Origin of the sequence: Pedobacter sp. SL55 (assembly GCF_026625705.1) — a bacterium.
Taxonomy (GTDB): Bacteria; Bacteroidota; Bacteroidia; order Sphingobacteriales; family Sphingobacteriaceae; genus Pedobacter.
In genome coordinates, this window is the sequence record NZ_CP113059.1 from 2,265,658 (window position 1) to 2,291,118 (window position 25,461).

Annotated in this window: 18 protein-coding genes, 1 tRNA gene and 2 pseudogenes; 13 read left to right on the forward strand and 8 right to left on the reverse strand. The window is 38.9% G+C overall.

Annotated features, from left to right (window positions below; genetic code table 11):
* Window positions 1-22: 22 nt before the first annotated feature.
* From ilvD to atpD, 5 genes and pseudogenes are all read right to left on the reverse strand, one after another.
* Window positions 23-1,702: a dihydroxy-acid dehydratase gene (gene ilvD / locus OVA16_RS10220; protein ID WP_267758992.1), complete on the reverse strand. Its 1,680-nt coding sequence runs from the start codon at window positions 1,700-1,702 to the stop codon at window positions 23-25.
* Window positions 1,703-1,916: 214 nt separating this feature from the next.
* Window positions 1,917-2,807: a branched-chain amino acid transaminase gene (locus tag OVA16_RS10225; RefSeq protein WP_267758994.1), complete on the reverse strand. Its 891-nt coding sequence runs from the start codon at window positions 2,805-2,807 to the stop codon at window positions 1,917-1,919.
* Window positions 2,808-3,337: 530 nt separating this feature from the next.
* The gene (locus OVA16_RS10230) at window positions 3,338-3,667 is read right to left on the reverse strand and encodes a GNAT family N-acetyltransferase (protein WP_267758996.1); all 330 of its coding nucleotides are present in this window, start codon (window positions 3,665-3,667) and stop codon (window positions 3,338-3,340) included.
* A 222-nt stretch (window positions 3,668-3,889) separates the two neighbouring features.
* Window positions 3,890-4,137 (reverse strand): annotated as a pseudogene (gene atpC / locus OVA16_RS10235) (ATP synthase F1 subunit epsilon).
* Between the two features lie 85 nt (window positions 4,138-4,222).
* Window positions 4,223-5,725, reverse strand: a complete 1,503-nt coding sequence (atpD, locus tag OVA16_RS10240) for a F0F1 ATP synthase subunit beta (protein WP_267758997.1) — start codon at window positions 5,723-5,725, stop codon at window positions 4,223-4,225.
* Window positions 5,726-5,876: 151 nt separating this feature from the next.
* Between atpD and OVA16_RS10245 the strand changes: the two genes are divergently transcribed.
* From OVA16_RS10245 to obgE, 13 genes are all read left to right on the forward strand, one after another.
* Window positions 5,877-6,791, forward strand: a complete 915-nt coding sequence (locus OVA16_RS10245; RefSeq protein WP_267758999.1) for an SDR family oxidoreductase — start codon at window positions 5,877-5,879, stop codon at window positions 6,789-6,791.
* Window positions 6,792-6,884: 93 nt separating this feature from the next.
* Window positions 6,885-7,346, forward strand: coding sequence for a redoxin domain-containing protein (locus OVA16_RS10250; protein ID WP_267759001.1), 462 nt, complete (start codon window positions 6,885-6,887; stop codon window positions 7,344-7,346).
* Between the two features lie 222 nt (window positions 7,347-7,568).
* Entirely contained in the window at window positions 7,569-8,153 is a 585-nt protein-coding gene (locus OVA16_RS10255; RefSeq protein ID WP_267759003.1) for an RNA polymerase sigma-70 factor, read from the forward strand.
* Window positions 8,154-8,351: 198 nt separating this feature from the next.
* Window positions 8,352-9,470, forward strand: a complete 1,119-nt coding sequence (locus OVA16_RS10260) for a FecR family protein (RefSeq protein WP_267759005.1) — start codon at window positions 8,352-8,354, stop codon at window positions 9,468-9,470.
* A gap of 264 nt (window positions 9,471-9,734) precedes the next feature.
* Complete coding sequence (locus OVA16_RS10265; RefSeq protein WP_267759007.1) at window positions 9,735-13,091, forward strand: SusC/RagA family TonB-linked outer membrane protein; 3,357 nt, start codon at window positions 9,735-9,737, stop codon at window positions 13,089-13,091.
* Window positions 13,092-13,101: 10 nt separating this feature from the next.
* Entirely contained in the window at window positions 13,102-14,565 is a 1,464-nt protein-coding gene (locus OVA16_RS10270; protein WP_267759010.1) for a RagB/SusD family nutrient uptake outer membrane protein, read from the forward strand.
* Between the two features lie 14 nt (window positions 14,566-14,579).
* Window positions 14,580-15,431, forward strand: a complete 852-nt coding sequence (locus OVA16_RS10275) for a DUF4843 domain-containing protein (RefSeq protein WP_267759012.1) — start codon at window positions 14,580-14,582, stop codon at window positions 15,429-15,431.
* 22 nt (window positions 15,432-15,453) lie between these two features.
* Window positions 15,454-16,890, forward strand: a complete 1,437-nt coding sequence (locus OVA16_RS10280) for a PKD-like family lipoprotein (protein ID WP_267759014.1) — start codon at window positions 15,454-15,456, stop codon at window positions 16,888-16,890.
* A 69-nt stretch (window positions 16,891-16,959) separates the two neighbouring features.
* Window positions 16,960-18,096, forward strand: coding sequence for a redoxin domain-containing protein (locus OVA16_RS10285; RefSeq protein ID WP_267759016.1), 1,137 nt, complete (start codon window positions 16,960-16,962; stop codon window positions 18,094-18,096).
* 80 nt (window positions 18,097-18,176) lie between these two features.
* Window positions 18,177-20,006: a S1C family serine protease gene (locus OVA16_RS10290; protein WP_267759018.1), complete on the forward strand. Its 1,830-nt coding sequence runs from the start codon at window positions 18,177-18,179 to the stop codon at window positions 20,004-20,006.
* Window positions 20,007-20,177: 171 nt separating this feature from the next.
* Window positions 20,178-20,251 (forward strand) — tRNA-Arg (locus OVA16_RS10295).
* Window positions 20,252-20,316: 65 nt separating this feature from the next.
* The gene (locus tag OVA16_RS10300) at window positions 20,317-20,886 is read left to right on the forward strand and encodes an adenylate kinase (RefSeq protein ID WP_267759020.1); all 570 of its coding nucleotides are present in this window, start codon (window positions 20,317-20,319) and stop codon (window positions 20,884-20,886) included.
* A 231-nt stretch (window positions 20,887-21,117) separates the two neighbouring features.
* A complete protein-coding gene (gene obgE / locus OVA16_RS10305) occupies window positions 21,118-22,113 on the forward strand; it encodes a GTPase ObgE (RefSeq protein ID WP_267759022.1) in 996 nt (331 codons plus the stop codon).
* Window positions 22,114-22,287: 174 nt separating this feature from the next.
* Here the strand turns inward: obgE and OVA16_RS10310 are convergent, their stop codons facing one another.
* The 3 genes and pseudogenes from OVA16_RS10310 to OVA16_RS10325 form a co-directional block, all read right to left on the reverse strand.
* Window positions 22,288-22,842, reverse strand: a complete 555-nt coding sequence (locus OVA16_RS10310; RefSeq protein ID WP_267759024.1) for a WcaF family extracellular polysaccharide biosynthesis acetyltransferase — start codon at window positions 22,840-22,842, stop codon at window positions 22,288-22,290.
* Window positions 22,823-24,248 (reverse strand): annotated as a pseudogene (gene xrtY / locus OVA16_RS20250) (exosortase Y). The gene OVA16_RS10310 and the pseudogene xrtY overlap by 20 nt, the downstream one beginning before the upstream one ends.
* Window positions 24,249-24,262: 14 nt before the next feature.
* The gene (locus OVA16_RS10325) at window positions 24,263-25,435 is read right to left on the reverse strand and encodes an XrtY-associated glycosyltransferase XYAG1 (RefSeq protein WP_420712346.1); all 1,173 of its coding nucleotides are present in this window, start codon (window positions 25,433-25,435) and stop codon (window positions 24,263-24,265) included.
* Between the last annotated feature and the right edge of the window lie 26 nt (window positions 25,436-25,461).

Below are 25,461 nucleotides of genomic sequence, written 5' to 3' on the forward strand. Positions count from 1 at the left end.
TCCCCCTTTAGGAGGCTAGGGGTTAAGCTTCGTCGGTTACGCAACCTCCAGCCGCATCTGTTACTGTTTTGGCATATTTAAATAATACTCCCTTGGTAACTTTCAGTTTTGGTTGTTGCCATTTCGCTCTACGTTCAGCAATGACTTCATCGCTCACTTTTAACGTAATCTTATTGTTTACGGCATCAATTTCAATGATGTCATCATCCTCCACTAATCCAATTAAACCGCCTTTGTAAGCTTCTGGCGTAATGTGACCTACCACGAAACCGTGAGTACCGCCAGAAAAACGACCGTCAGTAATTAAGGCAATAGATTTACCCAAACCTGCACCGATAATTAATGAAGTTGGTTTTAACATCTCAGGCATTCCTGGCGCTCCAACTGGACCTTCATTTTTAATTACTACTACATCTCCCGGTTTAATTCTTCCTGTAGAGATGCCAGTTACTAAATCTTTTTCTCCGTCAAATACGCGAGCTGGGCCTTCAAACCTTTCACCTTCTTTCCCTGAGATTTTAGCTACAGAGCCTTTTTCCGCTAAGTTTCCATACAAAATTTGTAAGTGACCAGTTGCTTTAATTGGATTGTCTAATCGTTGAATAATAGGTTGATTGTAATCCATGATCGATTTTACATCTTTCAAGTTCTCAGCCACGGTTTGTCCGGTAACCGTTAAACAATCGCCGTGCAATAAGCCTTCATCTAACAAATATTTCAATACCGCTGGCACGCCGCCAAATTGATGTAAATCTTGCATCAGGTATTTTCCGCTTGGTTTAAAATCTGCCAAAACAGGGGTAATATCGCTCATGCGTTGGAAATCGTCTTGTGTAATTTCTACGCCAATCGCTTTGCCCATTGCAATGAAGTGTAATACCGCATTGGTACTTCCTCCTAAAATGATAATGGAGCGAATTGCATTTTCAAACGCTTTTCTCGTCATGATATCGGAAGGCTTGATGTCTTTTTCTAACAGCACTTTAATGTATTTTCCAGCATCTAAGCACTCATTTTTCTTCTCGTCGCTTACTGCAGGATTTGACGATGAATAAGGCAAGCTCATGCCCAAAGCCTCAATAGCAGAAGCCATCGTGTTTGCGGTGTACATCCCACCGCAAGCACCAGCACCAGGGCAAGTATGTTTAATGATACCTTGATAATCTTCATCAGATAAATTACCGCAGATTTTCTGGCCTAAAGCTTCGAAAGCAGAAACGATGTTTAGTTCTTCGCCTTTGTAATGTCCCGGAGCAATGGTGCCTCCATAAACCATAATCGAAGGGCGGTTTAAACGAGCCATAGCCATTATCGCCCCTGGCATGTTTTTATCACAACCCGGAATAGCAATTACGCCATCGTAATATTGTCCGCCACAAATGGTTTCAATACTGTCAGCAATTACATCGCGACTAACCAAAGAATAACGCATACCTTCAGTTCCGTTGCTCATGCCATCACTTACACCAATGGTATTAAAAGTAAGACCGACCAAATCATTGTTCCAGACACCTTTTTTTACCACAGCGGCTAAATCATTCAAGTGCATGTTACAAGTGTTGCCGTCATAACCCATACTTGCAATGCCCACTTGTGCTTTTGCCATATCGGCATCGGTTAAACCAATTCCATAAAGCATGGCTTGAGCTGCGGGTTGTGTTGGGTCTTGCGTAAAAGTCTTACTGTATTTGTTCAATTCCATTTATATTATGTTGTTTGTTCTGTTCTGTTCAATTCAAAAAAAAACCGCCTCTTTTTGGGAGGCGGTTTCGCTAATTATATTTTTTCAATTATATACAACGATTGCCCTCCCTCGGTTGAGGAATAATGATAATGTTGTTAATAATGACTGTGTTTAAAGGCATGTGTAGTTTTTCTTGCAGCCAAACATACTAACAAATTATCAAGAAGAGAAATTAAATGATCACTTCATAGTTTACTTTTTCTAATACTAGGTTTTTATATGCTCTTTGTAAGGTGGCTCCAATACTATCTCTCCATCTTTGTCTGTATACCGTTTCATCTACGGTATGGATACCGGCTACTTCAACGGCTGTTCCGCAGAAGAATGCGCCATCTGCCTCTTTAAGAAAATTTACAGTAATTTCTTTCTCAATAACTTCGATATCTAGCACTTTACAAAGCTCAATAATGGTAGCTCTGGTAATTCCTGGCAGGATATTTCCTTTAACTGGCGTATACAATTTGCCATTCTTTTCGATGAAAATATTGGCGCCAGATCCTTCTGCAACCAAACCTTTGTGGTCTAACAGTAAAGCTTCGTCAAAGCCTTTATTTTTAGCATCTGATGTAGCCAAGATGGAGTTGACATAATTGCCACTAATTTTAGCCTCGATTTTCGTAGATTTTGGATTAGGACGTTCGAAAGGAGAGATGCAAATTTTCAATTGCCTATCGCCTAAATACGCTCCCCATTCCCAAGCACAAAGCATAATAGACGTTTGCTCTGGAGCAACCAAGGTCATTTGCGGCTCGCTAAAAACTAAGGGACGGATGTAAGCATCCTTAAAATTATTCAATTCGAGCAGTCGGTAAGTTTGCTTAATTAGGTCGTCGATATTCCATTTAAACGGAATGCCTGTTAAATCGCATGAGCGTTTTAACCGCTCGAAATGCTCTCTGGCCTTAAAAATACGCGTAGCATTGTGGGTTTTGTAAGCCCTAATACCCTCGAAAGCTGCAAAGCCATAGTGTAACGATTGACCATATAAGTCAGTCTTCGCTTCGTTGGCTTTTACAAATTGGCCGTTGAGATAAATTACCGTGTTCGAATTGTAATAATCCATTTTTGTCTTTTTAATTGTGTCTTCAATGGAGATGAAGCTGTCATGATTTTTTAATCATGATGGTTTTGTCTTGTTTTAAAAAAGCGCCCCAGTTTTTTAGAAAGGGGCGCTTTTTTTGATGTTACTCAATATTTTATAACGAACCCTTGCACTGTTTTAGCAGCAGTACATTAAGCAGCAGTACCAAAGTCAAATTGACTTGGTTAAGGCTATTATTTGCTACAATTAAATTCATGTGAATTAGGGTTAAGTTTTCTCTTTGTTTTATAAATACCAATTTAGTATTTGGTTCAAATATTAGCAATAGGGAAAATAAAAATATTTTATTTAGTATATAATTTTGATATTTATGTCTTAATCAAATTATAATTCCGATTAATTGCTATTTTGTTTTCCTAAACTTTGTTTAATGTAGACCAAATATGAAAACGGTATTCGGTATAAATGTTATGCATGCATTGTATTTTGAGCGAAATTCTTCTTAAAAGTGAGAAATGTCAGAAAAAGATGAGAAAATAATGATCGGTATTTTAGTTGTTATCTTCCCTATCAAATAGCCTCAAATATTTGCTTGGCACCAATCTTTTCCATTCGGGGTGTCTTTTCACATAAGCAAATACTAATTGACATAAAGGGACTAGTTCGTATTTGTTTTCTTCTAAATAGATAAGCGTTTTTTCAATTAATGCTGTAGCTGCACCTCTGCCAGCCAATGCTTCAGGGCTTTCGGTGTGGATGAGCTTGATAGTTTTCTCATTCTCTTCGTAGTCGATAAATGCGGTGTGGCCATCTACAGTTAATTCGAAACGTTTGGTTTCTTCGTTTTTAATAACGGGCAGGTTTAAGAATTCTTCTTTCATTGTATTCGATTTTAAATGATATGAACGAAATTAAAGAGAAAGTTTTTGGCGAAGGTTGATGTATGGTAATAAACGATATACTTGTTTATGAATTAACTCTTAAGCAAGGATTTCTCATGGCGCTAGATTTCTCCTCGTTCCTCGTCGAAATGACGGGACAGGTAAAACAAAAAAGCCCCAAACTTTCGTTCGGGGCTTCTTAAACATTTTGATATTTTAAACTTAAGCTACAACAGCTTCAGCTAAAACAATAATTTTATTATCCAGTAAACTTCTACTACACCACCTTTAATGTTGTAGATGTTTTCGCTTGCAGCTTCCTTAACAATAACAGGTCCATCTTCCAAAGTTGAAATGATAGGAGCGTGGTCTTTCAAAATCTGAAAAGAACCCAAAGTTCCAGGAACAGTAACCGCAGTTACTTCGCCTTCGAAAACTTTTTTATCTGGAGTTAATATTTCTAAAGTCATTCTTTTAAAATTGAGTAGCAAGTATCTAGTATCAAGTATCGAGATAGTATTTGTTGTCTTGATACTTGATACTCAAATCTCGATACTAGTTAGCTTCTGCCAATAATTTTTTACCTTTTTCAATAGCATCTTCAATGCTACCAACTAAGTTAAATGCAGCTTCTGGATATTCATCAACTTCGCCATCCATGATCATGTTAAATCCTTTGATGGTATCTTTAATGTCAACCAATACACCTTTTAAGCCTGTAAATTGCTCAGCTACGTGGAAAGGTTGAGATAGGAAACGTTGCACACGACGAGCTCTAGATACTACTAATTTATCTTCCTCAGATAATTCGTCCATACCTAAAATCGCGATGATATCTTGTAATTCTTTGTAACGTTGTAAAGTTTCTTTCACACGTTGAGCTGTGTTGTAGTGCTCATCCCCTAATACCGCAGGAGAAAGGATACGTGAAGTAGAATCCAATGGATCTACTGCTGGATAAATACCTAACTCAGCAATTTTACGAGAAAATACTGTAGTTGCATCTAAGTGGGCGAAAGTTGTAGCCGGAGCAGGGTCAGTTAAATCATCTGCAGGTACGTAAACCGCTTGTACAGATGTGATTGAACCACGTTTAGTTGAAGTAATACGCTCTTGCATTAAACCCATCTCTGTTGCCAATGTTGGTTGGTAACCTACCGCAGATGGCATACGACCTAATAGTGCCGATACCTCAGAACCTGCTTGAGTAAAACGGAAAATGTTATCAACGAAGAAAAGGATATCTTTTCCAGCGCCTTCGCCATCACCATCACGGAAATATTCTGCAACTGTTAATCCTGATAAGGCTACACGAGCACGTGCACCAGGAGGCTCGTTCATTTGACCGAAAACTAATGTTGCTTTTGATTCTTTTAATTTTTCAGTATCAACTGCGTTCAAATCCCATCCACCTTTTTCCATTGAGTGTAAGAAATCATCACCATAGTTGATTACGCCTGATTCGATAAACTCACGAAGTAAATCATTACCCTCACGAGTACGCTCACCCACACCAGCAAATACAGATAAACCTGCGTAAGCTTTAGCGATGTTGTTTACCAATTCCATGATTAATACAGTTTTACCTACACCGGCACCACCGAATAATCCAATTTTACCACCTTTTGCATAAGGCTCTAATAAGTCGATAACTTTAATACCAGTAAAAAGTACTTCAGTTTCTGTAGATAAATCTTCGAACTTAGGAGGAGCATTGTGGATAGGACGGCCATCTGTTTTGTCAACGGTGTTGATACCGTCAATCGCTTCACCAACTACGTTGAATAAACGACCTTTAATTTGATCGCCAACAGGCATTTTAATGGCAGCACCAGTATCAACCACATCCATTCCACGAACTAAACCATCGGTAGAGTCCATTGAAATTGCACGAACGCGATCTTCGCCTAAGTGTTGTTGAACCTCAAGAACGATTTTCTGTCCATTCTCTTTAGTAATCTCTAATGCAGAGAAAATTTTAGGTAAAGTGGCATCGTTAACAAAGCTTACATCGACTACCGGTCCTATAATCTGCGCTATCTTTCCAATATTAGGCATATTTTGTATTTGGTAAAATTATAAAAATCAAAATGTTAAAGGCGGTTTTATACGCCTGCTTTTCGGATGGCAAAGTTAAAACTTTTTAATGTAATTTTTATATAGAAATAAAATGTTTTTCAACACTTTAATAAATGATAAATTAGCCCCTATGAATACAGTGTTGGTTACAGGCAGTAACGGCCTTTTAGGGCAGAAAATTACCGAGCAAATTATAGCGGATAAAAGCGTGAATTTAATTGCTACAAATCGTGGAGCAAATAAATATCTGGTAAAAGAAGGCTATGTTTATGAAACGATGGATATTTTGGATGAGCTTCAAGTGAAATTGGTGCTGGAAAAATATAAGCCAAATGCGTTGATCCATACGGCTGCCATGACCAATGTAGATACCTGCCATGAAAATAAGGAAGCTTGTTGGCAACTCAATGTGGAGGCAACAAAGCATTTGGCATCATTATGTGATAAAATGGGTATACATTTTATATATGTATCTACAGATTTTGTTTTTGATGGTTTAAACGGGCCGTATAAAGAAGAAGACGAGCCAAATCCTGTTAGTTTTTATGGCGAAAGTAAATTGGCTGGCGAAAAAGCAACGCAACAAATGAAAGGCAACTGGGCCATTATCAGAACAATTTTGGTTTACGGTATTTTGAAAGATATGAGCCGTAGCAATATTGTACTTTGGGCAAAAGGGGCGCTCGAAAAAAGAAATCCAATTAACGTAGTTAATGACCAATGGCGAATGCCTACGCTTGCCGAAGATTTGGCGAGAGCTTGCTTGCTGGCAGTTAAACATAAGGCAAAGGGTACTTACCATATTTCTGGGAAAGATATGATGAGTATTGTGGATATAGTAAACGGTGTTGCAGATTTTTGGAACTTGGATAAAACAATAATTAACGAGATAAGTTCTGATAGTTTGGGTCAGGAAGCTAAGCGGCCAAAAAAGACAGGTTTCATTTTAGACAAAGCAATGACAGATTTAGGTTACCAACCACATAGTTTTGAGGAAGGCTTGGCTTTGGTGCGAGAACAGTTGTCAGGGAGCAGTGGTCAGTAAACAGTTTTCAGTTGGCAATTTTCAATTTCCAGTTAACCGATTAAACAATTAAAACAATTAACCATTAATAATTAACCATTAACAATTATATATATGTCATTACAAGTAGGAGATAAAGCTCCAGATTTTAAATTAAAGAGCACCGAGCTTAAAGAGGTTTCGCTAGGCGATTTTAGCGGGAAAAAAGTGGTACTACATTTCTTTCCGCTAGCATTTACAGGTGTTTGCACTACACAATTGTGTACGATGAGAGATAACTTTGGTTATTATGAAGGTTTAAACGCACAGGTTTTAGGTGTATCTGTAGATTCTCCGTTTACTTTGGCAAAATTCAAAGAAGAGCAAGCTTACCAATTTCCGTTATTATCTGATTTTAACAAAGAAGCTGCAGCAGCTTATGGCGCCTTATACGAAGACTTTTTAGGGATGAAAGGAATTGCCAAACGTGCTGCTTTTGTAATTGACGAAGAAGGGAAAGTGATTTATGCTGAGGTGTTAGAAGAGGCAGGTAATTTGCCAGATTTTGCTGCCATTAATAAGGTAGTTGCTGGATAAAGCTGTAAAAAACATTTTTGGAATGCGGGATTGATGCTGATATTTAAGCACAATCCCGCTTTTGTTTTTTAAGACTTTTGCCTTTTCTATTCGTAGAGATGTTTTTATTTATTGATAGCGAGTGAGTTATCTTTTTGTATTTCACACCTAAGTGGTTTCGCAATTTAAGTTTTGCGGGGTTAATTGGCTTTTTGCACCATTTTAAGTTACATTTGTGTAACCATGCCTTCCTACCGTTCATATTCTGATAGTCAGTTGTCTTATCTGCTTACGCAAGATGATGAGCGTGCTTTTACGGAGATTTATCATCGGTTTTATGGTTTGTTGTTTATTCATGCTAGCAAGCGTTTAAATAATGAAGAAGAAGCTAAAGATTTGGTTCAACAGCTATTCGAATCGCTGTGGATAAAAAGGGCGCAGGTTAAGCCTGATGGCAATTTATCGGCTTATTTGTACACAGCTATTCGGCATCGTATATTAGATATTTTTTCACATCAGGAAGTAGAAAACAAATATGTAGACTCGCTACAAAGCTTTATTGATCAAGATTACGAGCTAAGCGATTATAAAATTCGGGAGAAGCAGATGAAAGAGTTGATTGAAAAAGAAATTGACTCCCTACCTCCTAAAATGAGAGAAATATTCTTACTGAGCAGAATGCAGCATAAATCTCACAAAGAAATTGCCGAAGAATTAGAGATTTCGGAGTTAACAGTGAAGACACAAGTGAAAAGAGCATTGAAAATTCTTAGATCGAGATTAGGGTTAGTGGTTTGTGTGGCGTTTTTGTTGAAAATAAGTTCGTAAGCTATCGGCTTCAAAAAAAACATCAAAAAAATATAAGCTATCTCGGTTTAAAATAAAGAAAATAGAACAAGAAGTCTAATTCTAAGGGTGTATCATTCTATTTCATTTATTTTTTTAAAAATATTATCAACTTTTAGTACCCCCAAGGGTGGGGCTTTGCCGTACTATAAATAACCAACCAAAATTAACGTTCATATTATGGAGAAGAATGCAGCAAAACTTTTGAAAAAATATCTGTCTGGTGATTGCACACCAGAAGAAAAGGCAATTGTTGAAGATTGGTATTTACAGTTGCCGTTTCAAAAAAAGGCACCAAATGCCGAGCAGGTTGAGGCCAGTCATGATGAAGTTTTGGGAAGACTAAAGCTGCGTCCCAAGACTAGAAATATTGGATACTTGAAGCCCATTGCTGTTGCGGCAAGTATATTGCTATGTGTTGGATTGGGTTTTATTCTTTTCAATAGGGAAATAGCACCTACTGCAACCCTAGCGAAAAGGAAACTCGAAGAGGTGCTTCCGGGAGGAAATAAAGCTACTTTAACCTTAGCTGATGGAAGTGTAATTGACTTAGATAAGGCCTTAAACGGCGAAATTACCAAATTGAATGGTATTATCATCCGGAAGAAGGAAGACGGGCAGTTGGAATATATCATACAGGACAATCCAGGTGCTGCTAGCGGAACCAATACCATTGCGACACCACGTGGTGGTCAATATCAAGTGAGTTTACCCGACGGAACCAAAGTTTGGCTTAATGCTGCAAGCTCGTTAACCTACCCATATCCTTTTGCCAAAAATGAAAGGTCGGTAGAACTGCAGGGCGAAGCATATTTTGAGGTAGCAAAAGATAGGCAAAGACCTTTTAAAGTTAAGGCTAGCCAACAAATAATAGAGGTATTGGGTACACATTTTAATGTAAACGCGTATAATGACGAGCCAACGCAAAAAACCACTTTACTAGAAGGTGCTGTAAAAGTAGCAGCGGGAGGTACCGAAGTAAAACTAAAACCTGGTGAGCAGGCGAAGTTTAGCGCTGTTAATACGCAATTGGTGGTCGATAAAAATATAGATCCAGACCAATACGTGGCTTGGAAAAACGAAGTGTTTGCTTTTAACAACGAAGACCTTAAATCGGTAATGAGACAAATCTCCAGATGGTATGATATCGACGTAGTTTACAAAGGTAAAATTACCACAGAAAAATATTTTGGAGAAATTCCAAGAAGCGCTAACCTCTCAGAAGTTTTTAAAATACTAGAACTGAACCACGTTCATGTCCAAATTTCCGGAAAAACAATGACGATAACCGGCGATTAAAGCTACCTAACAACTCTAAATAAATCAACAACCAAAACCTAAACAAACATTTGATGAAAAAACTACCAGAAATTTAGCGAAAAGTACCTTTAAAAATTAACCGAAAGCGCAGCAACGCTTCCGGTCAAAAATTCGGACAAGCAGTTTGTTTTGAGACCCAACTGCTTATTATTAACCTCATTTAACTATAAAGGTATGAAATTAACTACCCTTTACAACTCTGTATGCAAAAAGCGGAGCGTAAAGACTAAATTTTTATTGGTCATGAAATTGACTGCCATTTTACTACTAACGGCCGCATTGCACGTATCAGCGGCTGGTTTTTCTCAAACGGTAACACTGCCCAAACAAACTGGTTCCATTAAAAATATTTTAAAGGAAATCAAAAAGCAAACAGGCTATTTCTTTTTCTACAAAGGACAAGTGTTACACAACAAGCAAGATGTAGAAATAGAATTGCAAAAAGCCACCATCGTAGAGGCTTTAAATACCTTGCTGAAAAACCAAGATTTAAGCTATCACATTATCAATAAAACCATAGTGATTAGCAAAAAAGAGCTAGCCGCTGCCGCTTCAAATGAGCTGGCTAAAGTTGATGTGAAAGGTGTGGTAAGCGATAAAACCACGGGAGAAACATTGCCAGGTGTAAATATTGCTCTAAAAGGTGGTGCAACCATTGGCGCCACCAACAGCAAAGGAGAATTTAAAGTCACTGCCGAAGATGGTGCAATCTTAGTTTTCAGCTATTTAGGTTACGAACCTTTAGAAATTGCCGCAACAGGCACTAAACTGTTAACTGTAAAGCTCGTGCCTGTTTCTATACAAATGAATGATGTAGTAGTTACTGGTTATCAAACCATTAAAAAAGATAACTATACTGGTAATGCCATTGTAATTAAAGGCGAAGATTTACAGAAAAACAATCCACAGAGTTTAATCAAGAGTATCCAAACTTTCGATCCTTCTTTTAAAGTGTTAGACAATAATCTTTTTGGCTCAGATCCAAATGCACTGCCAAGAATTAATGTGCGGGGCGCTACGGCATTGCCATCTATCGAAGATACCAACAACCTATTAGACCGTAACAATTTATCGAGCAATTATAACTTGCCGGCTTTTATGTTAGATGGTTTTGAGGTTACGCTACAGAAAGTGAGTGACCTGGACATGAACAGGATAGAATCTGTTACACTACTAAAAGATGCTGCAGCTACAGCAGTTTACGGATCTAGGGCGGCCAACGGGGTAATTGTAATTACCACCAAGGCACCTGTAGCAGGCAAGCTTCAGCTATCTTATAATTACGAAACCAGCGTTAATGCGCCAGATTTAACCGACTATCGTGTATTAAATGCTACAGATAAATTAAACTACGAAAAGTTAGCTGGGCTTTATAATGCTTTGGGTAATACTGGATATACGCAAGAACAGCTAGATGCCGAGTATTTTAACAGATTAAAAAATGTGGCTAGTGGGGTAGATACCTATTGGCTATCGCAAGCTTTGCGCAATGCTTACCGCCAAAAACATGCGGCTTATGTACAAGGTGGCGATGAGAAATTTAGATACGGCTTAGACTTACGGTACGAAACCACGCCTGGGGTAATGTTGGGCTCTAATAGAGATCGTTACAGCGGTGGCATGAGCTTTACTTATAATCCTAGCAAAAAGCTGATTTTTAGAAATGAAGTTACCGTAACACAAGCAAATGGTAACAATTCGCCTTATGGCGATTTTTCTACGTATGTAAGGATGAACCCTTATTATCCTATCAGAAACCAAAATGGAGATATTGTTCAAGAACTAGCCAACTGGCGTGTAGATACAGGGGCAGAAGGGCCTGATCAGATCCAAACAAGGTATGTATTTAATCCTTTATTTGAAGGTACTCTGGCTAGTTTCGATAAATCATCGATGTTAGAAATTATCGATGCTTTTTCGGTAGATTGGAGGATAACACCCAGCTTGAACCTTAAAAGTCAAATTAGCTTAAATAAAAGTGTAACCAGCAACGATAAGTTTGTTTCGCCCTTAAGTAATGCATTTTATACTTATGCGAGCGACCAGCTAAATAACAAGGGTACTTATGAGTTGCTAGAGAACGATCGTTTGGCGATAGATGGTAAAGCAACGTTGGGATACAATAAACAAATTGGAGACCAGTATTTTAACTTGGTTTTAGGAACCAACATTGTTGCCGTTAGAACAGATGATAAATTAACAGAGGCGCAAGGTTTCTCTAACGATCGTTTTTCTAACATCGGCTTTGCCCGTATCTACAAAATAGATGCAGGCCCCGAGGGTAATGTTGCCGAAAATCGTTTGGCGGGTGCCTTCTTTTCGGGAAACTATTCTTATAAAAACAAATACCTTTTGGATGCCTCTTTTAGGTACGAAGGTTCTTCTGCTTTTGGTGCTAATCAACGTTTTGCACCATTTTGGTCGGGCGGTATTGGCTGGAATATGCACAACGAAGCGTTCCTTTCAGGGTCTAAAGTAATTAGTCAGCTACGTGTTAAAGGTAGTGCCGGCGAGCTCGGTTCGGTATCTTTTCCTGCTTATCTATCTAGATCTTTGTATCAATATCAGCCCAACAACTGGTATTCTACCGGTTTAGGTGCACAAGTATTGGGTTATGGCAATAGCAATTTACGTTGGCAAAAAACCACTACTTATGATGCTGGTATAGACTTGGGTTTGTTTAAAGACCGCGTGGTAGTTTCGCCAAGGTATTACTATAAATTAACCAAAGGCCTAATTACCGATATTGATTTGGCACCTTCAACAGGTTTTACTACGTATAAAGAAAACTTGGGCAATGTATCTAATAAAGGTTACGAGGTTTATTTAACGGCCAACGTACTTAGAACCAAAGATTTTAATATTAACGTTACGGGTAACTTGGTGCATAATGTAAATACCTTAGTAAGTTTATCTAATTCGTTAAATACTTTAAATAGTAAGATAGACGAGTACCAAACCAATCCTGATAACAAGGCACAATCTACGCCGTTGGTACGCTTCAATGAGGGAGAATCGATGACAATGATTTACGCCGTACCTTCTTTGGGCATAGACCCGCAAACGGGAAAGGAAATTTTTAGAAAAAGAGACGGCTCGTTAACCTACAATTGGAACGTGGCTGATATTATGCCTATTGCAGACGGGGCACCTAAGGCCGAAGGGAACCTTAACCCGAATATAGGCTACAAAAATTTCTTGTTTAGCTTCAGTTTTTACTACCGCTTTGGTGGCTATACTTACAACCAAACATTGGTAGATCGTGTAGAGAATGCCGATCCGAGATTTAACGTAGATAGCCGTGTGCTTAACCAACGTTGGATTAAACCAGGCGATCAAACTTTCTTTAAAAACATTGCAGATTTATCTATAACTAACGTTTCTTCGAGGTTTGTTCAAAAAGAAAACCTATTAGAACTAAGGTCTATTTATGCGTCATACGACTTTAAAAAAGACATGGTAAAGAAATTTGGCCTACAAAACCTGCGCACTACTTTGGCCATGAACGATATTTTCAGAACCTCGAGTATTGAAATGGAAAGAGGAACGATTTATCCCTTTGCAAGGAGTTTAACTTTTTCATTATTGGCCTCATTCTAAACATAAAGACATGAAAAAATACTTAATCTTATTCATTAGCTTAATTGCTTTGTCTTCTTGCAAAAAGTTTCTAGATATACAGCCCGAGTCGGATGTGTCTAAAGAAGAGCTTTTTTCATCTGAAGAAGGTTTTAAGGAAGCGCTAAATGGTGCTTATGTAGGCTTAGCTAGCGCCAATTTATATGGCGGTAACCTAACCTTTAGCAATTTAGATATCATGGCACAAAACTATCAGTTTACCGATGCCAACTTAATAAGGATTGCCGCATTTGATTATTCGCTTGCTTCCTATGTGCAAAAAATCAGCGTAATTTGGACTAACGCCTACAAACAAATAGGTAACCTTAACCAAATTTTAAGTGTTATCGATCAGCGCAAAGGTCTTTTCAGAGCTCAAAACTACGAGATTGTGAAAGGCGAGGCTCTGGCTTTAAGGGCCTATATGCATTTTGATTTGTTGCGCATGTTTGGCACCTCTTATCAAAATAACCCCAATTTTAAGGCCATGCCTTACGTAACTACGGTAGAAACCAAACCCACACCTTTTTCTACCGTAACCGAGGTGTTAGATAAGGCAATAGCTGATTTGCAGGAGGCCAAGGCACTGTTGAAGGGGAAAGATCCCATCTTGCCGGCCAGCTACGTGGTGGGCTACCCAACTGATGAAGATGCTACCGAATTGCAAAATCCATCGTTGTTTTTGCAGAACCGAAGACACCGCATGAATTACTACGCCGTGGCTGGTACCTTAGCCCGTGTTTATCTTTATAAGAACGATAAGGTAAACAGTTTAAGCAATGCGAAAGAAGTCATCGAATCTTTGAAATTTCCATGGACATTGCAGGCTGATTTCTTTGCTGACGATATCACACAGAGAGATCGTATTTTTTATAATGAACTCATTTTTGGATGGTATGTACCGCAGTCTAGAGAGCAATTAGTTGGTCTTTTTTCTAGAAATAACCCCGATTATTCGGCCACTGCAGACCAAATCAATGCTATCTACAATTTGGGCACCACAGGGGCTGATGATTGGCGATACAAGCAATGGTTTAGGTTGGTGAGAGATGCCAACCAGTCGGATAGGTTTTACCTGCAAAAGTACATTACAAACACTACGCCGCTCACTAATTTACATCCGCTAATGGCACCAGCTTTACGTTTAAGCGAGTTGTATCTGATTGCTGCCGAGGCTTCTTTCGATACTAATCCTGGAGCGGCGGTAGATTATTTCAATAAATTTAGAGCACAGCGTGGCATTGGCGCTACGGTAAGTGCAACTATTGCCAAGACAGACTTTATCAATTTGTTAAAAGGAGAATACCGCAAAGAGTTTTACGGCGAAAGTCAGAGCTTTTTTATGCACAAGCGCTTAAACTTAGATATTATCACTACCGCAGGCTTAATTTACCCGGCCTCTGATAAGATCTTTGTATTCCCTCTTCCAATTGAGGAGCAAACCAACAGAAACTAAAAACAGACCAAGCAATGAAAAAGAAAATATTATATCTTTTGCTTTTGAGCACAGTGTTATGGGCTTGCAAAAAGAATGAGTTGGCCCCTTTTGAGGCCACAGACAACATCTATCTACATTATTTAGATAGAAATGGTTTACAAGATACTACAACGATTAGCTACTCGTTTGCGTACAACCCTAGCTTGGGGCAAGATACGGTTTGGGTGCCTATTATTGTAACTGGCAATAAAGTATCACGTAGTCGCCAGTTTGTATTAAGCGTAGTCGATTCGTTAACTACCGCAGTTAAAGATCTGCATTATGAGCCTTTAAAGCCTAGTTATACTTTGCCGGCAGATTCCACTAGGCTTAAAATACCTATTGTCATCAAAAATAATGATCCAGCATTGGCAGAAAAATCCGTAACCCTAGGTTTTAGGGCGGTAGCTGGAGGCGACTTTTCGGCAGATTTGCCCTTGCCTTTACGCACTAAGAAAGTTATTTTCTCTAGCCGTCTAGAGCAACCAGCTTGGTGGATATATTGGCAAGCGCAGCTGGGCACTTACGGCCGAATTAAACATCAGTTATTTCTTATTGCTACGGGCAATGCCGAGTTGGTAGATCAGTCTAAGCCAGATGCTTATATGCAAATTCCTAGGAGCCTGTATCACATCGATAATTTTAGGGTATTTCTAAAAGATCCAGCAGCTTGGATAGCCAAAAATCCAACTAAAGGATATGTTTTAGTGCAAAAAACTGATGGTAGCAACGAATATGAGTTTTACAATGAAGATACACCAGGTAGACGCTTTGTGATGCGCTTTTTCGCACAGGTAAATGGCTATTTCTTTATTGACGAGAGCGGCAACCAAATTGTTGTTTAACCTTTATTAAAACATGGTAAAGATGAAATTGAAATTAATTTTAGTACTGGCCATTTTGGTTGGTTTATATACAGCTTGTAAAAAAGATTTGGGTAATTACGATTACCACCCACCTTCGGAACCTACCTTGAGTAAATTTAGAGATTCTACTTTTGCAGCACTCCTTGGCGACTCGCTAATTCTCAACCCCACTGTAGGTTTGGCAGATGCCGATCCAAAGAAAGATTTGTCTTTCGAATGGAGAATTTCGGTAGCAGAAGAGCAACGCGAAGTAGTTTATACGCAGTTTCCGCTACGGATAGTATATAATTTAGGGCCAGGTTTGCGTACGGCAAAATTGCTTATTACCGATAATAGGAATGGCTTAAAGTATGTGATACCCTTTAAAATTTTGGGTTCCACAGAATTTAGCATAGGCAAGCTAATTTTGAGTAATGATAACGGAGTAGCTAAACTATCTTTTGTAAAGCCAGACAATGTTACTGTAATTGCTGACATTTATAAAGCTTTTCATACCGAAGATCTACCTAAAAATCCCGTACAGCTTTATTTCTCAGATCCGCTGCCTTACCAACCCATTACCAACCAAGAGTATTGGGTGTTGTGTGATGATGCTACCAAGCCAAGCCCAATACTGGCCGCTAGTGCTTTATTGCAAACCAGAAATTTTAACGGTCAGTTTTTTACGCCGCCAAGTACAATTAACGTGGGTAGGTTAGAAGCCTTTATGGGTACGGTATCCACTGGCGTAATCAACGGGAAAATGTATGTGGGCGTAATGTCTACAGCACCTTTTGCGCCAGATTATGGCAAGTTTGCCAATGAGCAGGCTGGCGATTATATGCTGTCGAAATATTTTACACGCACCCCGGGGTTTTACTTTGGTTTTGATACCAAATCTAAAGGCTTTGTAACTTTTGGTGGCGATGGTAGCTACTTGGGGAAAGATTATGTGGTAGATACAGAAAGTACTGCTTTTGATCCTAAAAATGTAGGTATGGATGAACTGCTTTTTATGCAAACAGGCCAAGCAGGTACATTCTATGCATTTTTTAAAGCAACAGATGGTGCAATTTACGAACTGAGCTTTAGTTACACCTTTGATTCTAGCTCTAAAAGAATTAAGGCCTTAAATAAAAGGGTGTTTGCAGGGGCATCGTTAGTAAAAGCCGACAGTAAATGGGTGCGCAATACGTTAAATGTATTCTACTTTACTTCTAACGATAAGATTTACCGTTATAATCCACTTAACCAAGATTTGAGAGCCTTAGATGCCGATTTTGGAGGTAAAAAAGTAACCATGCTAAAAATCAGTGCCGACGATAACACACTTACCGTAGGTGCCGATGGTTCGGTTTATGATGTAAACGTAAGCGTAGGGGTAAATGGCGTAATTACGCAAACTATTAATGGTATTCCTGGTGCTGCGGTAGATATCGTAACCAGAAAAGCACCTTAATCAATCTACCATCGGCTAGATACAAGGAAGGTGGTAGATAAAAGATTTCTAACATAAAAAATAACACAAATGAAAATAAAAAGATTGTTTTTATCAGCTATGCTATTGCCTACATTGGCTTTGGCGCAAACGCCCAATTTTACTTTTACTGGAAAAGTTGGCAATTTGAATAAACCTGCTATGGTGTATTTCGATTACATGGATAACGGTGCAGGCCGCGAAGATTCGGTAGCCTTGGTAGATGGGGCTTTTAAATTTAATGGCAATATAAAATCTGGATATGGTTATGCCCGTATGGCTTTAGATCATACTGGAAAAGGTAAGGGGCACGCCGTTTACACTGGCGATGTAATTTATTTTTATTTTGGAAAAGAGCAGTTTAACCTTACTTCTAAAGATTCGTTACAAACAGCTACAATAACCGGCTCTAAAATCTACGATGAATCAGAGGCCTATAACAAAGCTATCGGCGGTACCATTATGGCTTTAACTAAAGCTGCAAATGCCGATTTTAATAGCGGAACGCCAGAGCAAAAGAAAGATACGGCTTTCGTTAAATCGGTTGATCAGCGTTTTCGCAAAAGAATAGAAGATAGAAATAATAAGCAGTTCGAATTTGCAGAAGCTAACCCTAAGTCTTTTTTCGCTTTAGTGGCGCTTTCTGAGGCCGCTGGCAGCAAAGTATACGTAGCCAAGGTACAACCGCTTTTTAATGCACTGCCTAAAGAACTTAGGGCAACAGATATGGGTAAAGAACTGGCGCAACGTATTGAAGCCAATACGCTTACAGCAGTAGGTAAACCTGCACCTTTGTTTACCCAGCAAAATGAGGTAGGTAAACCTGTTTCGCTGGCCGATTTTAAAGGTAAAGTGGTGTTGGTAGAGTTTTGGGCAAGTTGGTGTGGGCCTTGTAGATCGGAAAATCCAAATTTGGTAAAACAGTACAAAACCTATCATGATAAAGGCTTCGAAATTATCTCGGTGTCTTTAGATCATGTAAAAACAGCATGGTTAGAAGCGATAGAGAAAGATGGTTTGGAATGGACACACGTATCAGACTTAAAAGGCTGGAATAACGAGGTGGGTCGTTTGTATGGTGTACGTGCTGTGCCTGCCAGTTTCTTGGTAGATGCACAAGGGAAGATTATTGGCAACGGTTTAAGGGGCGAACCTTTGAACGAAAAATTAGCAGAAATTTTTAAATAGTCGCTCTATAAGTACAGGCTTGCCATAAAAAGTAAGCCTGTTTAAAATTTTTCATCTAAATTCTGTATGGGTGGTGCTTAATGATGGTCAAATTTATTTTGCCAAAGATCTTGTGGTTTACTTTAGGCTTAAAAATTGTAGTTCAGGTCCACATCAAATCTACCGTTAAAGACTTTAGGTTAGTAATGATGGGTATGGCCAGTAATGGTCATGCCTTTTTTAATTTTAAATTGATGAACAGCATGTATAAGAAGTTGGCAATGTTGCTTTTGGGTTCAATATTGCTTAGTGTCAACGCTTACGCCCAAAAGAAAAAGCTAAAGCAGTTTGAAGAGGTTGTGGCGCAGGCTATTAACAGAAGTTACCCGGCCAGTGTAAGGATGTGGAGCTTCGATGTGAAGCAAAACCAGCGCACCGGAGCGCAATTTAGTGGGGTAGTAGTTACCGCCGATGGTTACATCTTAACGGCGGCACACACCACCAATCCCGGAACCAATTACAAAGTTTTCTTCCCAGATGGAAAAGAGTGTATTGCCATTGCTTTGGGTCGTATCGATAATCCAAAAACTCCGGGTATGCCCGATGTGGGGATGATGAAGATCACCGACAAAGGTGTTTGGCCTTTTGCCGAAATGGGCTTTTCGCACAGTTTGGTAGCTGGCGAACCTTGTATCAGCATTGCTTATCCCGAAAGTTTAGATCATAAGCTCCCTACATTGCGCCTAGGTAAGGTGGCCGAGGTAAAAAATCAGTATGGCTTTATTCGCTCTACCTGTAAAATGGAGCCTGGTGATTCTGGTGGCCCTTTGTTTGATTATCACGGCCGTGTAATTGGTTTACATAGTGCCATCGATGTTGGCGAAGACCAAAATTTCGAAATTCCTGTGGATTTGTACCGCAACTACTGGACAGCCTTACAGCAGGAAATTAGCTATACCGATTTTCCAAAGCAAAAAGATAGCATAGGAAAAGACCCTTTGGCAGCTACAATTCAAAAAGAGAACCAACAGAGGAAGCTTCATCCAGCTTTTGATACCAAGGCGAAGAAACTAAACTGTATGTCTATCACAAGTACAATCCAATCTAAACAGCAGCAAATATTGGCAACTTTGTTTAATGAGGTAGATAAGCAAGGGGTTAAACGCCAATTTTTAGTCACTAAACTATCCATGCTGGGCAAAAATCCTATGCTTAATGCTTTTCCTCAAACAAAACTGGCATTAATTGCTAAAGATCAAGAAAATGATTTAGTAATCTTGTCTGTACATGGTACAAACAGTTTGCCAGATGGTATAAATTTATCGGAAGTACCCCTTGCAGCTGCCAATATGGGTAAGCTTATTTACTGCGAAAAAGATCAAGGCGAGCTTTTAGCTGGAGTATTGGGCAGCGAATTATTTAGCCTGCCTAAAATCAGCAGCAGGCCTTATTTGGGTGCTATGTTAAAGTATAATTCTAAGCCAGCACTTTTTTCTTTAATCAATCCAGAAAGCCCGGCGGGTACGGCGGGTATTAAGGTAGGAGATGAGCTGGTGGCATTTAATGGACAAAAAATAGAAAAGGCAAATGATTTGGTGCCTGCTTTGCAGAAACATTGGCCAGGCGATGAAATTACTTTGACTTGGAAAAGCGATACCGCTACCATCACCAAAACGTTGATATTGGCAGATGTAAAAAAGGGTGTATCTAGTCATCCGGCAGAGCGCATTGAAGGCGGAAAGTCTGAAAGACGAGATGGTTTTAAACAAGTGTTTGCTCACGATGCTAACGTAAAAGCTGGCGATTGTGGCTCGCCTGTGTTTGATTTGGAAGGTAAGTTTTTGGGGATAAATATCGCTAGGTTTAGCAGAACTACTACTGTGGTGCTACCAGCAAGTGTAGTGTTGCAATTTGTAAAGCAATCTATTTAGTGGCTGTAGAGTTTAAATAGAATAGTATTAAGCTATTTTTTTGATCTTGTACGATGTTTATTTTCAGTTTATTAGTAGGTTTTTTAAAATTTGTTTTTAAATATTTCTTATAAAATATTGTGAAAGTAAAATGGAAACATTACTTTTGCATTCCGTTAGCGATACGGAAACGCTTTCGTAGCTCAACTGGATAGAGCATCTCACTACGGATGAGAAGGTTTGGGGTTCGAATCCCTACGAGAGCACAAACAATTAGGTAAAGCCTTGCCGCCCAAGCGGGAAGGCTTTTAATCTTTAAAGACAAACTTAAATGCTCAATTTAGTTCTCTTTGGCCCTCCGGGTGCAGGCAAAGGCACCCAATCTCAAAAATTAATTGATAAATATCAGTTAGTACACATCTCTACCGGCGACCTTTTTAGAGCGCATATCAAAAATCAAACTTCATTAGGACAGCAGGTTAGCAAATTAATTGCAGATGGCGAATTAGTGCCAGACAGCATTACCATTGCCATGTTAGAGGAAGAAGTGGATAAAAACCCTGATGCAAAAGGTTTTATCTTCGATGGTTTTCCGCGTACGGTGCCACAAGCAGAAGAGCTGGATAAATTTTTGAAAGACAAAGGTGCTAAAATTGATGGGGTAATTGCTTTAGATGTAGATCAAGATGAACTAACCCGTCGTATTGCTGAACGCCATAAAATTAGTGGTAGGCCAGATGATGATGCTGAAAAGTTAAAGAAACGTATCGACGAGTATTTTACCAAAACTATCCACGTGTTGCCTTATTACGAAAGTCAAGGTAAATTGGTTAAAGTAAATGGTATCGGCGAAATCGAAGTTATTTTCAGTAGCCTTTGTGAGGTTATTGATAGCTATTAAAATAGTATTGATTAGCTAATTTGATGATTTGAGAATTAGCTGATGATTAACATCCGTATAAAATACATTAGCTATTTTTACGGATGTTTGTTTTTATAAAAGTTTAACCACGAAGACGCAAAGGCACAAAGAAGTTGAGGGTCGCTATTTTAGCGGCATTCTAAATTTCAACATTTAAAAAATATAACCATTTAGCAATCGTACTTCGTAAATCTAAAATCGTAATTTAAAATGTCTCAAGGTTCAAATTTTGTTGATTATGTAAAAATCTGCTGCCGCTCTGGTAAAGGTGGTGCGGGTTCGGCACATTTACACCGCGATAAGCACACTGCCACTGGTGGTCCAGATGGTGGAGATGGCGGTAGAGGTGGGCATATTATCTTGAAAGGTAATGCACAGTTTTGGACGTTGCTGCACTTAAAATACCGTAAGCATATCATTGCCGAAGATGGTGGTGCTGGTGGTAGTGGGCAAAAATCTGGCAAGATGGGTAAAGACGAGGTTTTGGAAGTGCCGCTAGGTACCATTGCCCGTAATGCCGAAACTGGAGAGGTTTTATTTGAAATTACTGAAGATGGCGAAACCAAAGTTTTAACGGCTGGTGGTAGAGGTGGCTTAGGCAACTGGCATTTTAAAACCGCTACACAGCAAACGCCACGTTTTGCACAACCAGGAGAGCAGGGCAAAGAAGAATGGATGGTGTTGGAGCTAAAAGTATTGGCTGATGTAGGTTTGGTTGGTTTTCCAAATGCGGGCAAATCTACCTTGCTATCGGTATTGTCGGCAGCTAAACCAGAGATAGCCGATTACCCTTTTACCACCTTAGTACCTAACTTGGGCATTGTTTCCTATCGTGATTCTAAGTCTTTCATTATGGCTGATATTCCGGGGATTATTGAAGGTGCATCAAAAGGAAAAGGCTTAGGTTTTAGGTTTTTGAGGCATATCGAACGTAACTCGGTGCTGTTGTTTATGGTGCCAGCAGATACGAGCAGAACCATTGCAGAAGAGTATGAGATATTAAAGAATGAATTACAGCAATTTAATGCCGAGTTGATGCAAAAGCCTCATGTGTTGGCCGTAACTAAAGCTGATATGTTAGATGAAGAGTTGAAAGCCGAAATGACAAAGGAACTGCCTAATGTTCCGCATTTGTTTATTTCTTCGGTAGCGCAATTGGGCTTGGTAGAGCTTAAAGATATGCTGTGGAAGGAAATAAACAGTTAGCGGTAGTTGGTTTTTAGGGGTTAGGAGTCAGGTATTAGGAGTTAGGGATTAGGTATTAGTGGATGGTTTGAACGTCAAGAAATAACAAATAACCAATTAATAACGAATAGCCAAATTCCCAAATATTCAAATCAACAATTAAACAAATTCAACAGTTAACCGATTAACCATTTTCTACGCAACAATAACCCTATCTTTCACTTTAACCGCTGGGTTTCCCTGATAAATGGTATAGGCTTCTAAGTCTTTAGTAGCCACAGAACCCACCGTTAGCACCGAATGAGATTTTAACGTAACTCCGGGGCAAACCGTTGCATTAGCACCTACCCATGCGCCTTCTTCTAACACAATTGGCTTAACTATTAAGTCGAAATTAACGGATGTATAATTGTGGTTGCCTGTAAGTAGCAAGGCTTGTTGTGATACGCAAGCATTGGCCTCAATAGTTACCTCTTCTAAGTTTTCTATTCTGCACTCGGCCAGCCAAGCATGATCCCCAATTCGAAGTTTCCAAGGGTAGTGGATATAAATTCCGGGCTTAATTCTTACATCTTTGCCTATTTTAGCTCCAAATAGTCTCAGTAAAAATACAATGATGGTGCTAAAGGGAATAATACCCGATCTGATGAACAACACACTCACAAAATACCAAATCAGTATTTTTAGTGCAGACGCTCCTGCATCGAAATCTTTTCTGTCGAAATCTTTTTTAAGCTGCGTTTTTAACATGTGTACCCTTATTAGAATATCTGATCCAAAGGTAACATATTCCGATTAGAAGTAAATAGATAACAATGTTAAATAGGTCATGATGATCCATTCCGAATAAAGGATGCCGTCTGTCCCAATACAGTGAGAGCAGTACAAACCTCAAGATATTCATCAATTGGATTAAAATTAAACCTGCCGCTAAAAAGCCAAGCCTGTGTTTAAACGGATTAGGAAAGGTAAGACAAAACGCAGCAAAAACACTAATTACACCATAGCCTAAACAAGAATACACTAATCTGATACCACCTTTGCCCACCACCATTAAATCTGTTTCGTTAGTAAGTACGGTGTAATTAAACCATCTCAGTATCGATGCTGAACTTTCTAAATAAAACCTACGCCACCACCTGATGTAGTTGAGGTGCTCATCTAAAAATGTACTGTACAAGCCGCCTTTTGCCGTAATGCCAATGTAAAATTCATTAAAGTAGTAAAACACGAAATAAAGGACGATAAAAAATATAACGAACCTAATGTAGGGGTCTGGAAGAATACGTTTGATGGCTTTAATCATGTTTCTTCAGTTTTTCTTCTATTTTGATGTCTACAATTATTCTAAACCAAAAGCCCTGCAAAAAGTGGAATAAAATTCCGGTTTTACCATCTAAGATACCCAATTGAAATGTCATGCGGTAGCCAAAATAAAGCAAAGGTCTTAAAAATCGCGGCATGTTCCACCACATACGTTTTAGAAAGGCCATTCGCTGGTAGGGGTCGCCAAATAGCTTAGGTTTAATGGTTTGGCTTCTCAAAGCTTGCATGCGTTCTACTTCTTCTTCGGCAACTAAATCACTGTAGCGGTTGTGTTTGCTAATCCAAAAGCTAATTTCATTTTCTTTGAGGTTTTCTTCTAAGATATGTCCTTTTTTCCAAGTAATGGTTTTGCCGGGCACTACAAACCGATGATCCATATTTTCGTTGGTATCCGAAAATCCCACACCAGTGCGGAACATTTTTAAGAGATATTTGGGGTAATAGCCACCAAACCTAATCCACTTACCTTTAAAGAAATTTTTTCGGTTAAAATAGATGCCGTTAATACCTTTATAGGTGTCGTCATCTTTGAAATTGGCCAATTGTTCAAAAAGTTCTGGCGTTACAATTTGGTCAGCATCAAGCCCTATAATCCAAGGGCTTTCAATATCAAAGTTCTTTAACGCGAAATCCCATTGTTTAGGGTGGTTTTCGAAAGCGTTAAACTTTACTGTAGCCCCAAAATCTGCGGCAATTTTTAAAGTTTGGTCGGTACTTCCAGAATCTAAAATAAAAAGTGGAGCGCCTAATTTGGCAATAGAATTTAACAAACGAGGAAGATGCTGTTCTTCGTTAAAAGTAAGTACAATAAAACTAAATTTACCAGCCATTAGAGCAAGTAAAGTTAAACAAAACTGTGGTATAAGTTTGTATATTGTTTTACTAAATTCTCTGAGGCAAAATCACTTCTGATAACAGATGGAGCACTTATTCTAATTTGTATTCTTTTGCTTAGGTCATGGTATGAGCTAACAATTTGCTCCGAAATTTCCTCGGTTTTCAATGTACTTACCCAACCCAGTTGATGTTCCTTTACATAATCGGCCAAACCTACTTCTTCACTTATCAATACAGGCGTGCCCATGGCTAAACTCTCTACAATCACATTGGCAAAATTCTCGTTATAAGAAGTTAATACCAAAAGCTGCTTGTTTGCCATTAGTTTAAATTTATCTTCATTGGCGATATGGCCCAGCCACTCTATTTTATTGCCGATATCTAGGTTGCTCGCTAACTCTTTTAAACTTTGTACATAAGCTTTATCGCCAGTGCCCGCTATGGCCAGTTGCCAAGGAATTGTTAAAGTTGGTAGTGCTTCAAAAAGCAATTCCAAGCCTTTTTTTTCTTCAATTCGAGATAAGAAAAGCAACTGGTAAGGCTCCTTATTTTCGACATCTGTAACAGTAATTGCTTGCGGAAACGATACAAAATTTGGAATTACCGTAATGCCATTTACTTCGCAGGTTTGCGCTACATCTCGTTGTTCTTTGTTGCTGGTAGCATGAATATGGCAATAACGTAAAAGACTTTTTCCTAAAAAGAAATGTATGGCATCTTTAAATTTAGAATTACGGTTAGTTAAGCTGTAGCTGGTTAACATTCCTCTGGGAGACAACACTACCTTTACACCATGCAGTTTGGCTACTAAACAAGAAAAAATAGAAACTAAGTTCCACCAGGCGTGAATGTGAATGATAAGCTTATTGTTTGGTGTTTGGCGTTTGGTGTTTTTGATGGTTTGATGTAAGAACCACAGCAACGATGGCGAAAAATGCGTATGGTCTTTGGTTAGGCGTTTAAAATAATAAACTTTAACTCCATCCACTAAGGTTTTTTTACCGATAGGCACATTCAATTCTTCTTTGCCATTGGCGGTGGTAGCCAGCACGGTTACCTCATGTCCAGCTTTGGTCAGCTCTTCGGATAGTTTAGCTACCGACATGGTCGGCCCGCCGTACACAAAAGCTGGCTTATAGGCTGCACATATTTGGATGATTTTAAGCTTCGCAGTTTTCAGGGATCAGGAATTAGGAGTTAGTATTT